Origin of the sequence: Burkholderia sp. Bp9140 (assembly GCF_003853425.1) — a bacterium.
GTDB lineage: Bacteria > Pseudomonadota > Gammaproteobacteria > Burkholderiales > Burkholderiaceae > Burkholderia.
On record NZ_QTPQ01000001.1, the window covers coordinates 266,359 to 280,933 of the forward strand.

Consider the following 14,575-nt stretch of genomic DNA (forward strand, 5'->3'; position numbering starts at 1 on the left):
GTTCAGAAGCGGTCGGCGCGATAGGGCGACGGATCGGTGAACGGCGTTTCGCCCGTCATCATCTCGGCCAGCAGGCGGCCGGAGACGGGGCCGAGCGTGAGCCCGTGATGGTTGTGCCCGAACGAGAACCACAGCCCGCGATGCGCGGGCGCGGGGCCGATCACCGGCCGCATGTCGGGCGTGCACGGCCGGAAGCCGAGCCACGGCTGCGGATCGAGCCGTTCGCCGAAGCCGAACACCGGGCGCGCGACGCGTTCCGCGCGATCGAGCTGCACGCCCGTCGGCGGCAGTCCGCGCCGCGCGATCTCGACGCCGGTGGTCAGCCGCAATCCGCGCCGCATCGGCGCGATCACGTAGCCGAATTCGCGATCGACGATCGGCGCCGACGGCGCGCCGCGTTCTGACGGCGCGTAGTGCATGTGATAGCCGCGCTTCTCGCGCAGCGGAATCGTGTAGCCGAACTTGCCGAACACCGTGTCGGACCACGGGCCGAGCGCGACGACCACGGCCGGCGCGGCGATCCTGCCTTGCTCCGTCGTGACCTGCCAGCCAGGCGAAAGCGCGTCGAGGCTCGCGGCATCGCCGGTGAGCAGCGTGCCGCCGCCTTGCACGAAGAGTTGTGCATAGGTTTTGACGAGCGCGGACGGGTCGACGACGCTTTTCGGATCGAGCCAGTGGAGTGCGCCGCAGAAGCCGGCGGCGAGGCTCGGTTCCTGCGCGCGGAGTGCCGCGGCATCGAGCGGCGTGATGCCGAGCCCGTGACGACGCGCGGTGAGTCCCGCATCGGCGACCGCGCGTTCGAACGCGGCCGGCGTGCGAAACGCTTCCATCCAGCCGCTGGCACGCACCAGTTCCCCTGCGCCGGCTCGCGCGATCAGCGCGTCGTGCTCGACGATGCAGCGCTCGATCAGCGGCAGCATGTCGCGCGAGGCCGCCGCGTGACGCATCGGTGCCGACTCCCACCAGAAACGCGCGAGCCACGGCGCGAACGCGGGCAGCGACGTGCCGTGCCAGTAGAGATCGGTGGAGCGGTTCAGCGCGTAGCGCATCAGCGTGAACGGGCTGCGCGGGAACGGATACGGCTCGATCGACGAGCGCTCGATCAGCCCGGCGTTGCCGAAGCTCGTGCCTTCGCCGGGCGCGCCGCGGTCGACGAGGGCGACCTTGCGGCCGCGATCCTGCAGGTGCAGCGCGGCGGAGACGCCGACGATGCCTGCGCCCAGAACGATTACGTCGAAGTCCATCGGTGGTGGTGACGGCGGTTGATGTCGGTGGCAAGCCAACGTTATGGACGAGGCCGAATGCCGGATACCGCATCGACATGCGGCTGCTTGTTAGGATACTCGCTATGTCGTTCGATTCGCAAAATCAGGATGCGGCTCAGCGGCTCGCACTTCACGATGGGCGACATTGTGTGCGTCGCTCCTGCGCAAAGTGTCGGTCGGGATGCGTGGCTTAGGCTCGCGCGTCGCCACTACTCGAACTTGTAACTCCATGATTTAAAATGGATTCGAATCGCCGGTCAGGGCGGCGTTCCGGACCGTGTCCGGTGCGCGCGTTTCGTGCATGTCGAGCGTGTCGGTGGCGAGCGACGCATGTGTCTATCATGCTGCTGAAGTTGGCTTATTGAATCGATAGAGAAACTGGATGAAACGAGAACCCGTTGAAGGCGTGCAGCCCGAGGTGTTGCGTTGGGCGAGAGAAACGGTCGGACTGTCGATCGACGAAGTAGCCACCATGCTTCGCATTCCTTCGACCGAGGTTGTTGACTGGGAGGCGGGCGCCGGGGCGCCGACCTACGTTCAACTCGAGAAGCTCGCGTATCAGGTCTTCAAGAGGCCGCTCGCGGTCTTCTTTCTTCCGGCGCCGCCCGATGAGAAAGTGCCCCAGCGTGAATTTCGGACGCTCCCTGAAGCGGACATGCGATCGCTCACCCGCGACACTTATCTGCAGATCCGGCAGGCGCAGGCGTTTCAGCTATCGCTCAGGGAAGTGTTCGGCGGGCGTAATCCTGCGGATGACAGGATCTGGAAATCCTTGTCGCTTTCGCTGTCGGAGTCCGTATCTCAACAGGCAGAGCGGGTGCGTGATGCGCTCGGTATCACGCTCGATGAACAAGCGTCGTGGCGTAATGATGACCTCACCCTCAAGCAATGGCGAAAGGCCATCGAAGAAGCGGGCATTTTCGTTTTCAAGTCGGCCTTCAAGCAGCGCGAGATTTCAGGCTTCTGCTTGATGGACGATGCATTCCCGATCATTTACCTCAACAACAGTACGACGAAGACGCGTCAGATATTCAGTCTTCTGCACGAACTGGCACACTTGCTCTTGAGCATGAACGGCCTGAGCAAGCTCGATTCCGGCTATATCGATGCGCTTCCGCACGCCGAGAGGAAAATCGAGCGATTCTGCAACGCCATCGCGGCGGAAGTACTGATTCCGCATGCGGCATTCGATCGTCTCGTGTCGGCGCTTCCCGCCGATGCAGAGTCCGCGTCCGAGGAGGCGTTTGCCGAACTGGCCAGCTATTTCGGGGTGAGTCGAGAGGCCGTGCTGCGGCGCTTGCTGGACCAGGGGCGAGTCAGTCAGGCGTTCTACAAGCGCAGGGCGACGATCTGGTCGGCGCAACGTAGAGAGGCAACAGGCGGAAGCTACTATGCGAACCAAGGTGCATATCTGAGCGACCGTTTCGCGCGAGAAGTCGTCGGTCGTCACTACCGGCATCAAATCACGCTCGAGCAAGCAGCGGACTTTCTTGGTATCAAGCCCAAGAACTTTGCGGGATTTGAAGCGCATGTTCTTCATGGGGCCGGTGCATGATCTATGTGTTCGACACCAGTTCCATTCGATCACTGCAACATTTCTATCCACGCGTGTTCCGGAGTATCTGGGATGGTATCGAAAAGCTTGTAGGCCAGCGGCGATTGATTTCTACGAGAGAGGTGTTGAACGAGATCGAGCGACAGGCCGTGAGCGCCGATGTATTGGCGTGGGTGAAAGGCAATCGATCCCTGTTCACGACGCCAACCGCGAACGAACTGCGGTTCGTCGCAGTGATTTTGAAGATCAGGCATTTTCAGGCACTGATCGGGCAACAGCAGCGTCTCAAAGGCACACCGGTCGCCGATCCGTTTGTCATCGCCTGCGCCAGGGGCTGCCGAGGGACGGTCGTAACCGAAGAGGGGGGGCAGCGTGTGGGCGACGGGCTGGTGCCCAAGCCGCATGCTGCGAAGATACCCAACGTATGTGCGCATTTCGAGATTCCATGCATTGATCTCGAAGAGTTCATGCACCAGCAGGATTGGCGGTTCTGATCCAACGAACATCAACTCACCCGGAACCGCTTTCCCCAACCGCGCGAGCACGCGCGTCTCGACCTCCGCCATCCGTAGCGCCTTCCGCACGCCGTCGATACCGTGTCGGAAGCCGAAATTCCTGTCGCGTGCTTGAGCGACCTGAACGTGGCGTGTAGTGCGCCGCCGAAGAACGTATGAAGTTTGACGTTCTCGGTTGAACAATCCGCTGATCAATCTGCCGCTGTCGACGCTGAATCGGTGCGGTTTGCCGCAGCACTGATTCAGCATACGTTCCGAAGTGATTCGCGGGTGTATCCCACTGGTTTGGGATACGAATTTTTACCTAAGATGGAAGCAATCGTGCGCGTGATACGGTGCCGGCACGCGCATGGCAAGCAGGGGCAGCGCCGGGAACGACTGCAGCAGATGTTTCCATCATGGATGCGAGTGTGTGCGCGACGGCTGCGAGTCATGCAGCCGCATCGACGCCAGCGGGCGCGGCGGCAATCGCCGCGCGGACGGCGTCCGGCCGGTCGGGCCGAGTCGCCGCGTTGCGCCACGCGTTCATCGCAATCGTTTGCGTTCTGAGCGTTGTACCGGCCGTCCTCGCCGGGGCGCCTGTCGATACGGACGACCCGGTCGACACGGTGCAACTCGCCGCCGCCACGACCCTCGTCAATCCGACTAGTCCCGCCTTTTCATCACACGACTCCGCCGTGCGCCAGGTCGTGCTCGGCATCGTCAGTTTCACGCGCTGGCCGACGACGCCCGTTCGCCTGCATCTGTGCGTGACGGGGCGGCCCGACTACGCGGGCGACCTGACCGACCCGATGCAGGCCGGCTCGACCGTGCTCGACGTGCAGCGCGTCCGCTTCGACGATGCCGCGCTCGGTATCGCCTGCGACGTCGTGTATCTCGGCACGCTGGGAAGCGACGAGCGCGCGCGGGTGCGAGCCGCGCTGGCCGGCCGCCCGGTGCTGACGATCGCCGAACACGATCCGTCCTGCACCGCGGGCGCGATGTTCTGCCTCACGGTCGAAGGCGAGCGCATCACGTTCGACATCAATCTCGACGCCGTCGCGCGCAGTGGCGTGCACGTGCATCCGAATGTGCTCAACCTCGCGCGGCGGCCGCTGACGCCATGACACGTTCCGCGCCCACCATTTCGTCTTCGCGTGTGCCGCGCCCGACGCTGCAAAGCGTGTTGCGCCGCGCGCATTTGCGCCTGGCCTTCGTCGCGGTTGCGATGGCCGCCGTGTCGCTGATCGTCGTCGCCGTGATCGCGCTGCGCGCCTATGCCGGCAACAACCTGACCCTGCTGGCCCGCTCGCTCGGTTATACGGTCGAGGCGGCGCTCGTGTTCGGCGACCGTGTCGCGGCGAACGAGGCGATCGCGATGATCGCCAACGAGGAGGACGTCGCGCAGGTCGTGGTCACTGATAGCAAGGGGCAGTTGTTCGCGACCTGGAAGCTGCCTGCCGGCGGCCGGATCGCCCGGCTCGAGCGCGGCGTCGCCGATCTCGCGCTGCCCGGGCCCGCGACCGTCCCGGTGATGCACGACGGCGTCATCGTCGGTCAGGTCATCGTGCGTGGCCGCGGACATCAGTTCTTCGGGTTCCTGCTCGGCGGCGTCGGCGGTATTCTCGGCTGCCTGGCCGTCAGCGTGCTCGGTGCGTACGTCAGCTCGAAGCGTCTGCTGCGCAACATCGTTGCGCCGCTGCGCGCGCTCGCCGGCGTCGCGCACGCCGTGCGGCGCGAGCGTGCGTTCGCGCGACGCGTCGAGCCAGCGGTGATCGCCGAGCTGAACCAGCTCGGCGACGACTTCAATGCGCTGCTCGACGAATTCGAAGACTGGCAGAACACGCTGCGCGACGAAAACGCGTCGCTCGAACACAAGGCGACGCACGACGCGCTCACGGGACTGCCCAATCGCGCGCAGTTCGAGTCGCGTCTGTCGCTGGCCCTCTGCGATGCCGTGGTGACGGGGCAGCGGGTCGCCGTCCTGTATCTCGACTGCGACCGCTTCAAGGAGATCAACGACTGCTTCGGGCACGATGCCGGCGATGCGGTGCTGGTCGGTATCGCGGCGCGGTTGCGCACACAGGTGCGCGAGACCGATCTGGTCGCGCGCCTGGGCGGCGATGAATTTGCGGTGATGGTGACGGCTGTGCGCGAAGCGGACAGCGTGTGCCGGATCGCCGACGAGATCTTGTCCGGCATGGTGCCGTCGATCGAGCTGTCCGACGGACGCATGGTGGCCACCATGATGAGTGCCGGCGTTGCGCTGTATCCCGATCACGCGTCGGACGCGAGCGGCTTGCTGCGCGCGGCGGATGCCGCGATGTACCGCGCCAAGCGTGCGCGGCCGGGGTCGTGGCGGTTGGCGGAAGGCGTTGCCGGGCCGGTTTGAGGTCCATCGTTTCGCGCTGCGGGCGAGGCAGCGGCGGCGGGATAAGGAGCGCACGCGATGCGGGCGCGTACGAAGGGGTCGATGATGGAAAACTCGTTGCCAGTGAGCATTGGGAGGATGTGCGTCGGGAGCGCGGTGCTGCTGTGCTTGCTGCTTGGCGGGTGCAGTACGCCGCCGCCGCTTCATCGGGGGCTCACGCAGACGCAGGTCACGGCGCTGAAGTCGGCCGGGTTCCAGGAGACCGGGCAGGGGTTCGAGTTTGGGTCGAGCGGTCCGATCCTGTTCGATTTCGATCGGTATAACCTGAAGCCGGATGTGAGGCGGATTGTCGAGCGGATCGGGCGGACGTTGAAGTCGGCGGGGATCAATGGGGTGCGGGTTTATGGGTACTCGGATGAGGAGGGGGCGGAGGCTTATGACCTGGAGTTGTCGAGGCGGCGGGCGGAGGTAGTGGCGATCGAGCTGGTGGATGTCGGGTTGGACGGGAAGCGGATTGCAGTTGTCGGGAAGGGGAAGCGCGATCCGGTGGGAGATAACCGGACGGTGGCGGGGAGGGCGCAGAATCGGCGGGCGGCGATCGTGGTTTCGCCAAGGTGAGCGGGGCGTTGTCGCGGTGTGAGCGGGGGGCAGCTAGCAGGCAAGCTTGCAGCTTGTACACGCAAACACGGATACTGGAATGTCTTGGTACGGCCATGACGATACATGTCCCGACATGACATGCGATCTGCGGCGACGCGGGTATCGCACAAGACGCAATCATTGACCCGCCGGCGGCTGATTCGCTTTCTATACTATTTACGTTGATCGAGTTATCAAGGGCATGCGTGCATCAACCACGCACACGTCCGACAAATCCCGGGGTAAACGAAAGCTGCACCGGCCGCAAACGCGAGTGGCCGGCCGGTGAAGTTCGACCCGTGCATGGACGGAGACACGGGGATGGGCTCCTTAACCATCGGAGGCAATATGGCGACATACATCGTATTGATGAATTGGACTGACCAAGGTGCGCGATCCGTGAAAGACACTGTCCAGCGAGCGAAAGCGTTTCAGGAAGGGGCGCAGGCGATGGGCGTCACCGTCAGCGCGCTCAAATGGACGCTTGGGCCTTACGACATCGTCACGACACTCGATGCGCCCGACGACGAAACCGTGACGCGGCTGGGACTGATGCTGGCGCAGTTAGGCAATGTTCGAACCGTCAGTATGCGTGCTTTCGGCGAAGCGGAAATGGAGACGATCGTCGGCGGCATGAAGTGAAGCCTTGACGCGCGAGATGCAACCGGCCATCGACAGAGGGGAGACAGGTCTCTTGGAAGCCGGCTGGTTGCATTCGCATCGAGGCGTCACGGGTCTATAGTTCAACCGAGCACTGATCCGCTAGATGTGCTGGAGGGGTTCGCCGAGTTTGCAAGCTCAATGCTACATAGCCATTCGACGTCATACAGCAAGGCTTTTCAACAAGCAATGAGTGAGTTAAAAGCGTCGATGTAGGTTTGAGCGTACTTTTTGGTATTAGGTCTTGTCAGGCACGGCGCAGGTATTGCTGCTGCATCGTTGGGGTGACGGTTGCAGGTGCTGCGGTGGGTTGCGTGCTCGTGTGACCGAGAAAAGTTGCTTTGGCAGCCCGAGTTTGCCAGCGGCCTGAACGGGACCGCTCGAAGTTCGCCATCCAGCCAGTTGTCGGCGATGGCGAGTGGCGGCTACCTATTGACGCCCGCGTAGCATCAACCGAAAGTGCTCTCACGCTTCACCGCGACCCCTTGTCGCCACGAGATGAACGGCCGCTTTCGCGAAAGCGGCCCGGCAGAAGCGGTCGCTTGCGGCTGACGCCGCCGGCGACTAACGGCCATGACGAGTCACTCGCTCGCTCTGCCGTTATGACACTCGGACGACGGCTCCATCCAGCAAACGGCCGTTCAACTGGCGAAGTCGAATGTTACTTCATCAGTCTTTGCGGCGATTGAAGTCCGCCAGCCTGATGGCGAGCTCGTCGGTATTGTCTGCCGGGCCAATCTGATTCGTGCGCTCGCAAGGGTGCCCGAGAAGACCATGCCGTCGGAAACGCCAGATGGCAGTGAGCTGCCCGACGCGGTGCTGACCGAGCTGCGCGAGTGGCCCTGGGCGTTGCCGCGGGAGAACGTCATCATAAGCGACAGTGTCGTGCATCGTTGGGGTGTCATCGAATCTGAAGAAGCGCGCCGCGCGATCCTTACCACTGCCTTACCACTGCGGAAGGCGTACCTTGCGTGAAGCGCGTCGAAATCCAGATCGAGCATCCGGGTATCATGCCGACTTACGTAGCTGAGACCGGTGGCGCGGACTCAACCTGTCGAAATCTCTCTCAATTTGTCGGAACATATCTGCGCCGCAGATTGCCACTGTTACCGCCCGCGGGTCTTTTCACCCAGTCTTGCTCTTGGAACGGTGAAAGCAGAAGTTAAGGAAGGCTAATTGTATTTCCGGGATTGTTCCCTATCCTTGAAAGTGATGGTACGTGCGCCCCAGGCGTAACCAAGCAGACAGAGCGCATGCGGCTCTATCCTTGTTTGCGAGGCGGCCATGAACAACAACCCACGCATCGCCGCGTTCCGGCGCCTTCCCGCGTGCTGCGCCGGTTCCCTCATCGATTCACGGCGTCGCCGCCTCTTGCAGGCCGCGGCAGCCGCCGCGCTCGCCACCGGACTCGCCCCTTTGGTCCGTCCCCGCCCCGCGCGGGCTGCCACGAAGCATACCCTCAGAATTCTTCAGTGGAATCATTTCGTGCCGGGCTACGACAAGTGGTTCGACGGCACCTACGTGAAGGAGTGGGGTCAGCGCCACGATACCGAGGTCATCGTCGATCACGTCGGCATTCCGGCGCTGGCCACGCGTGCCGCCGCCGAGGTCTCGGCCCAGAAGGGGCACGATCTCTTCATGTTCCTCTCACCGCCTCCGGTGTACGAAGAGCAAGTGATCGACCACCGCGAAATCTACGAAGAGTGCCAGCGCAGGCATGGCAAGCCGGTTGACCTGGCGGTGCGCAGCACCTACAACCCCAAGACCCGAAAGTACTTCGCGTTTTCCGACAGCTTCGTACCGGACCCCGTGAATTACCGCAAGGACTTGTGGGATGAAGCCGGTTTGCCGCCGCCGGACAGTTGGGACGACGTGCTGAACGCCGGGCGCAAGATCAAGCAGACAAAAGGCATTCCGGTGGGCATCGGCCTGTCGGCCGAACTGGATACCGCCATGGCCATGCGCACCATCCTCTACGCATTTGGCGGTTCCGTGCAGGACGCACACGGCAACGTGGTGTTGAATTCGCCCGGCACGCTGGAGTCGGTCAAGTACGTCCGGGCACTGTATCGCGACACCATGACGCCGGAAGTGCTGGCGTGGGATCCCTCCTCGAACAACCGCGCCATGTTGGCGGGCAAGATTTCACTCTGCCTGAACGCCATTTCCATCACGCGCGAGGGCGAAAACAAGAACATTCCGGTCACACCCGACATCTGGCTGACGCAGGCCCTGCGCGGACCCGCGCAGCGCATCTGCCTGGAGCATGTGATGGACTGCTACGTGATCTGGAAATTCGCCGAGAACATTGCCGGCGCCAAGCAGTTCCTTGTGGACTATATCGACAACTTCCGCCAGGGCTTCATCGGCAGCGAGTTCTATAACTTCCCATGCTTCCCCAGCACCGTACCGGACCTCAAAAAAATGATCGAGGACGACCCCAAGGCCAAGCCACACGACAAGTACAAGGTGCTGGGCAACCTGATGGTGCAGGCCACCAATGTCGGCTATCCAGGTTATGCCAACGCCGCCATCGACGAAATCTTCAACACCTGGGTACTCAACACCATGTTTGCGAGGGCTGCAACCGGCGACGCCACGCCAGAAGACGCTATCCGCGACGCCGAGGCCGCCTGCAAGCGGATCTTCGCCAAATGGCAAGCCAGAGGGCTGGTGTAGACGGCGGTCGACGGCCGCCGGCGCCGCAGGACGCCCGCAGTCCGCAGCGATTGACGCCACGCCCCTCACAGAACACCACCCGGACCGCCATGGCGACAGTGGAAACCCGCTCGCTGACGAAGCGCTTCGGCGACACCACCGCCGTCGACGGGATCGACCTCTCCGTGCGCGAGGGCGAATTCCTGGTGCTGCTCGGCCCGTCCGGCTCGGGAAAAACCACCCTGCTGCGCATGATTGCCGGGCTGGAGGCGCCCACCTCCGGCGATGTCCTGGTTGGCGGTCGCATCGTCACCGGCCTCCCGCCGCGCGCCCACAACATGGCGATGGTTTTCCAGAGCTACGCGTTGTATCCGCACCTGACAGTGGCCGGGAATATTGCCTTCCCGCTGGAGGCCCAGCACGCGGCGCACAACACTATCGGGAGCAAGGTCGAGTGGGCCGCAACGCTTTTCGGCATTGATCATCTCCTGACACGCAAGCCGCGCGAGCTTTCCGGCGGCGAACGCCAGCGCGTGGCGCTCGCGCGCGCGGTCGTGCGCGATCCCGTGACCTTCCTGCTGGATGAGCCGCTGTCCAACCTTGACGCCAAACTCCGCGCCTCTGCGCGCGACGAACTGAAGCAGATTCAGCGCCGCCTGGGCACGACGACCATCTACGTGACCCATGACCAGATCGAAGCGCTGGCACTCGGCGACCGCGTGGCGGTGCTGGACCACGGCCGCATGCGTCAGCTCGACACGCCGCAACAAGTCTATCTGCATCCGGCCGATCGCTTTGTCGCCACGTTCATTGGCTTGCCCCCGATGAACCTGATCGCCTCCGACGACGTGGAAACCGGCTTCCGTCCCGAGCATTTCCTGCCACAGGAGCTCTTCGACGACGATGCGCAACTTGAACGCCTCCCGGTGAGCATCACGCGCATCGAATACCTTGGCGCGGATCGACTCGTGTACGGATTGCTGGAACCGCCGCAGCCCCCGGTCAAGGTCGTCTCCAGGATACCGTGTACGGCAAACATGGCGCTGCAGGCTGGAACACGGCACCTCTTCGCCGTTCGACGCGCCGATCTCTGCCGCTTCGACGCGCGTTCCGGCGCCAGCCTGGACCCGGTCCCCAGTGCGCCATGAACGTGTCCCCAAGCTCCCCACCGACTTCGGGCCGCGGCATGGCGCACGCGCCGTGGGACGATCGCTGGCTGGGTCCCCTGATGCTGGCGCCCGCGCTCGTCTATATCGCGCTGTTGCTTGGCTTCCCGTTCCTGTTGTCGATCTGGTACAGCATGACCGATGTCACGGTCGGCAGTCAGGCGGCTCGATTTGTCGGGGCGGAGAACTTCCGGCACGTCGTGCAAAGTCCCCAGTTCTGGAAGTCGCTGGGCAATGCGCTGCTGTTCACGCTGATTTCACAGGCGCTGGTGGTGGTGCTCGCGAAGATACTTGCGCTGGCGCTGGCGCGCGATTTTCCTGGCAAGTGGCTGGTGCGCCTCATGATCCTGCTGCCGTGGGTCGCGCCGATCTCGCTGGGGTCGATCGGCTGGCTATGGATTTTCGACCCGGTCTACAGCATCATCAACTGGACGTTGCGCGCGCTTGGCGTGGTCGGCCCCGGCGTGTGGCCGATATGGCTGGGCCAGCCCGATCTGGCGATGGCGTCGGTCATCGTGGTGGATGTCTGGCGGTTGCTTCCGCTCGCCACCGTCATCATCCTGGCCGGCATGCAAGGCATCCCGCACGAACTGCACGACGCTGCTGCCATGGACGGCGCGGGCTTCTGGCGGCGGCTTTTCCGGATCGACATTCCGCTGTTGATGCCGGTGATGCTGGTGGCGCTGTTGTTCGGCATCGTCTTTACGTTGACCGACATGATCATCATCTACGTGCTCACGCGCGGTGGCCCCTACGATACGACCCAGGTGCTGGCCAGCCTGGCGTTTTTCACCGGCATCCAGGGCGGCGACCTGGCCGAAGGTGCGGCCATTTCGCTCTTCCTGTTTCCGTTGCTGGTGGCGGTGGTCGCGCTCCTGCTAACGGTGGCGCATCGCGCCGAGGTGGTCTGACATGCCTGTCGACTCGGCAACGGGAGGTTGGAAGGCCGCATGGATAAGCGCGCGCTGGCGCGCGCGCGGTGCGCAACTCGCGGCATTTATGACGCTGGCCTCCTTTGCCGTGTTCTGCGCCTTTCCCTTCTACTGGATGCTGATTACCACCTTCAAGGACGTGCACGACCTGATCAATACGGCAAACAACCCGTTTCTGTTCAACCTGCCGCCCACGCTGGAGAATTTGCGCGTCCTGTTCCAGGAAACCCAGTATGTGCGCTGGCTCGTCAACACACTGCTGGTGGGCGTGGTGGTGGTGATCATCACGCTAGTGCTGGCCGTACCGGCCGGCTACAGCCTGGCGCGGCTCACCGGGCGGCGGGGGCGGCAACTGGCGGTCGCCATCTTCGTCACCTACCTGATCCCGCCCACCATCCTCTTCATCCCGTTTTCGCGCATCATCGGCGCGCTAGGCCTACAGGATTCGCTGTGGTCGCTGGTGCTCGTGTACCCAAGCTTTACCGTGCCCTTCTGCAGTTGGCTGATGATGGGTTTTTTCAAAGCGGTACCTCGCGATATTGTAGAAGCCGCAATGATGGATGGCTTGAGTCACTTCGGCGCATTCCTGAAAGTTGTTGTGCCGCTTTCGTCTGCCGGTATCCTGACCGTCGTTATCTTCACCTTGACACTGGTGATGCAAGAGTTTGTCTATGCGCTCACGTTCATCACCAACTCTTCACAATACACCGTCAGTGTTGGCGTGCCGACCTTCCTGGTGCGCGGCGACGTCTACTTCTGGGGCTCGCTGATGGGCGCATGTCTTGTCGTCAGCCTGCCGGTCGCGCTGATCTACAACGTCTTCCTTGACCGCTTCGTGGCCGCTTTTACCGAAGGGGCTGTGAAGTAGCGGTGCCGAATGCTATTCGATGCGGCGCCTGGCACATCTCCCGACAGAGTTAACCTAAACTCAGTGCGTGACGCATTTCACAACAAGCTCGGGCGTGTCCCTGGAAGGGCCTGTTCACACTAATTGCAGACGTTGTCGAGGCACGGCGTGCGCAGACTTGCCGCCACGATCGCGTTGCGCAGCGAAGAGGACCCCGTCCGTCATGTGCCTAAATCGCTGACGGCGCGAGCCTTTGTAGAGTATCGGATTCACGCGCCTCAGCACCGCGCGGCCCGCCGCCGGTGCGTCTGCCGAAATCACGCGACGGGTGCAACAAATGGGGGCCCGTCGCGATACGTTGAGGGAGCGATCATGCGCGCACTCGACATCATGACTCCGTCCGTCGTCACCGCCACACCGGACATGACGATCCACGACGCGGCAAGACTGTTCGTCGACAACCATATCAGTGGGATGCCGGTCGTCGACGCGAAGGGACAGGTCGTCGGCATCGTCTGCCAGGGCGATCTGCTGCATCGCGCGGAAAATGGCACCGGCCACGGGAAGCGTCCGTGGTGGCTCGAATTCCTGTTGTCATCGCCTCGCGAGCAGGCCGCGAGGTATGTGAAGGAGCACGGGCATCTCGTCGGCGACGTGATGTGCGATCAAGTGATTTCGATTTCCGAGGACATGCCGCTCGATCAGATCGCGGACCTTATGGAGCGCCGGCATCTCAAACGCGTGCCGGTGCTGAAGGACGGCGAGCTGGTCGGAATCGTGAGCCGTTCGAACCTGATCCGCGCCCTCGCGAGCGTCACGCCGTTTGTGGATTCCGCTTCGCACGACGATATTAGCCTGCGCGACGCGATAGTCCGGGAAATGCACGGGCAGCGCTGGCGTTTGCCGAAACAGTGCGTGCTCGTCAAGGACGGCGTCGCGCATCTATGGGGTGTGATTGAGTCCGAGGAGGAGAAGCACGCGATCCGCGTTGCGGCCGAGGCCGTGCCCGGCGTCAAGCGCGTGGAGAGCCACCTGGTGTTCCCGAGCGTGATTCCGACGCTGTAGTCCGCACGCCGTCGCGAGACGGGCGTGCAGGTCGATTCGCACGCGGTGATCGATGACGGAGATCGTGACGGTCATATTCAATCCGGCGGGCTGCTCGCGACGGACCGCGCCCGCCATGTTCGACAGAGACCGGCATGTTTCAACGTGCTCAGTTAGCCGCTCGTTTACGGCATGCGTTAGCCCAGTGTGGACAATGAAGGGAATGTCCTTTGTACTGCCGGGAGCAGTCGTAATTCTGTTGCCGTTTGGAACGGCAGCTTCGGGTCGACTCCGGTCCGCTGATGATCTGCGAGCGCGAGCACGGATTAGGGGTGGGCTTGCCCAATCGCGCTCGCATGGGCGCGACCACCACGGCTGCGATCACTGCCGAACGGACGGATCAAGCCCCTCGACCAATCGCATCAGCGCATAAAGTGCCCTTGCTTCAGGACCCGCGTGCAAGTGCTCGAACTGTTGCGCCGCGTGTTCACAAACAGCGGGTGCCGGTAAGGTCCGGTCGTTGATATTGCCTATCGGCGTGTCAAAGTGCGGGCCGAAGGGCAAACAGCCCCGGCGTGAAACACACATGAAACCGGGGCTGTCGGGTACGTCAATGCAGTTGTCGCTTTAGATCGGAAAGTTCCGAATGCATCGTATTTACTGCATTCATGATCTTGGCATCAAGACTGCCGGCCTGTTGGCAAGCACGCTCTGCACGATCACCGATTCGTTCGAGATCGTCGACGCATTGCCGAATACGATCTTCATCGTTGGACGCCATGAGCTTCTTCGCCGATTTGCATTCCTTGTCCAACTCATCCATCCAGTTGATCAGCTCCTTTGGAATCGTCCTGTCGGCGTGACAGGTACGTGATGCCTCGCTCACGGTTTGCTGCAGATGGGTAAAGCGCTTTTGGATTTCACTGGCTTGCAACATGATGAAC

The 14,575-nt window shown here is 62.7% G+C and carries 14 protein-coding genes; 12 read left to right on the top strand and 2 right to left on the bottom strand.

Annotation, left to right across the window (positions count from 1 at the left end; genetic code table 11):
• Positions 1–2: 2 nt before the first annotated feature.
• On the bottom strand, positions 3–1,244 hold the full coding sequence (locus DIE21_RS01200; RefSeq protein WP_124495245.1) for an FAD-binding oxidoreductase: 1,242 nt from the start codon (positions 1,242–1,244) through the stop codon (positions 3–5).
• Between the two features lie 403 nt (positions 1,245–1,647).
• Between DIE21_RS01200 and DIE21_RS01205 the strand changes: the two genes are divergently transcribed.
• From DIE21_RS01205 to DIE21_RS01260, 12 genes are all read left to right on the top strand, one after another.
• Entirely contained in the window at positions 1,648–2,820 is a 1,173-nt protein-coding gene (locus DIE21_RS01205; RefSeq protein WP_124495247.1) for an XRE family transcriptional regulator, read from the top strand.
• On the top strand, positions 2,817–3,314 hold the full coding sequence (locus DIE21_RS01210; protein ID WP_124495249.1) for a PIN domain-containing protein: 498 nt from the start codon (positions 2,817–2,819) through the stop codon (positions 3,312–3,314). The genes DIE21_RS01205 and DIE21_RS01210 overlap by 4 nt, the downstream gene beginning before the upstream one ends.
• A gap of 419 nt (positions 3,315–3,733) precedes the next feature.
• Complete coding sequence (locus DIE21_RS01215; protein WP_124495251.1) at positions 3,734–4,441, top strand: YfiR family protein; 708 nt, start codon at positions 3,734–3,736, stop codon at positions 4,439–4,441.
• Positions 4,438–5,706 (top strand): diguanylate cyclase domain-containing protein, encoded by a 1,269-nt coding sequence (locus tag DIE21_RS01220; protein ID WP_124495253.1) that lies wholly within the window; start codon positions 4,438–4,440, stop codon positions 5,704–5,706. The genes DIE21_RS01215 and DIE21_RS01220 overlap by 4 nt, the downstream gene beginning before the upstream one ends.
• Before the next feature lie 84 nt (positions 5,707–5,790).
• On the top strand, positions 5,791–6,303 hold the full coding sequence (locus tag DIE21_RS01225) for an OmpA family protein (protein ID WP_124495394.1): 513 nt from the start codon (positions 5,791–5,793) through the stop codon (positions 6,301–6,303).
• 369 nt (positions 6,304–6,672) lie between these two features.
• On the top strand, positions 6,673–6,966 hold the full coding sequence (locus DIE21_RS01230; RefSeq protein ID WP_124495396.1) for a GYD domain-containing protein: 294 nt from the start codon (positions 6,673–6,675) through the stop codon (positions 6,964–6,966).
• Positions 6,967–7,758: 792 nt separating this feature from the next.
• Entirely contained in the window at positions 7,759–7,959 is a 201-nt protein-coding gene (locus tag DIE21_RS01235) for a hypothetical protein (RefSeq protein WP_124495255.1), read from the top strand.
• A gap of 309 nt (positions 7,960–8,268) precedes the next feature.
• Positions 8,269–9,663 (top strand): ABC transporter substrate-binding protein, encoded by a 1,395-nt coding sequence (locus DIE21_RS01240; protein ID WP_185642715.1) that lies wholly within the window; start codon positions 8,269–8,271, stop codon positions 9,661–9,663.
• Between the two features lie 89 nt (positions 9,664–9,752).
• Positions 9,753–10,790, top strand: coding sequence for an ABC transporter ATP-binding protein (locus DIE21_RS01245; RefSeq protein ID WP_124495257.1), 1,038 nt, complete (start codon positions 9,753–9,755; stop codon positions 10,788–10,790).
• Positions 10,787–11,719, top strand: a complete 933-nt coding sequence (locus tag DIE21_RS01250; protein ID WP_124495259.1) for a carbohydrate ABC transporter permease — start codon at positions 10,787–10,789, stop codon at positions 11,717–11,719. The genes DIE21_RS01245 and DIE21_RS01250 overlap by 4 nt, the downstream gene beginning before the upstream one ends.
• Before the next feature lies 1 nt (position 11,720).
• Positions 11,721–12,608 (top strand): carbohydrate ABC transporter permease, encoded by an 888-nt coding sequence (locus DIE21_RS01255; RefSeq protein ID WP_124495261.1) that lies wholly within the window; start codon positions 11,721–11,723, stop codon positions 12,606–12,608.
• A 351-nt stretch (positions 12,609–12,959) separates the two neighbouring features.
• Complete coding sequence (locus tag DIE21_RS01260) at positions 12,960–13,652, top strand: CBS domain-containing protein (protein ID WP_124495400.1); 693 nt, start codon at positions 12,960–12,962, stop codon at positions 13,650–13,652.
• Positions 13,653–14,241: 589 nt separating this feature from the next.
• On the opposite strand, the gene DIE21_RS01265 is transcribed toward DIE21_RS01260, so the two are convergent.
• Complete coding sequence (locus DIE21_RS01265) at positions 14,242–14,568, bottom strand: hypothetical protein (protein ID WP_124495263.1); 327 nt, start codon at positions 14,566–14,568, stop codon at positions 14,242–14,244.
• Between the last annotated feature and the right edge of the window lie 7 nt (positions 14,569–14,575).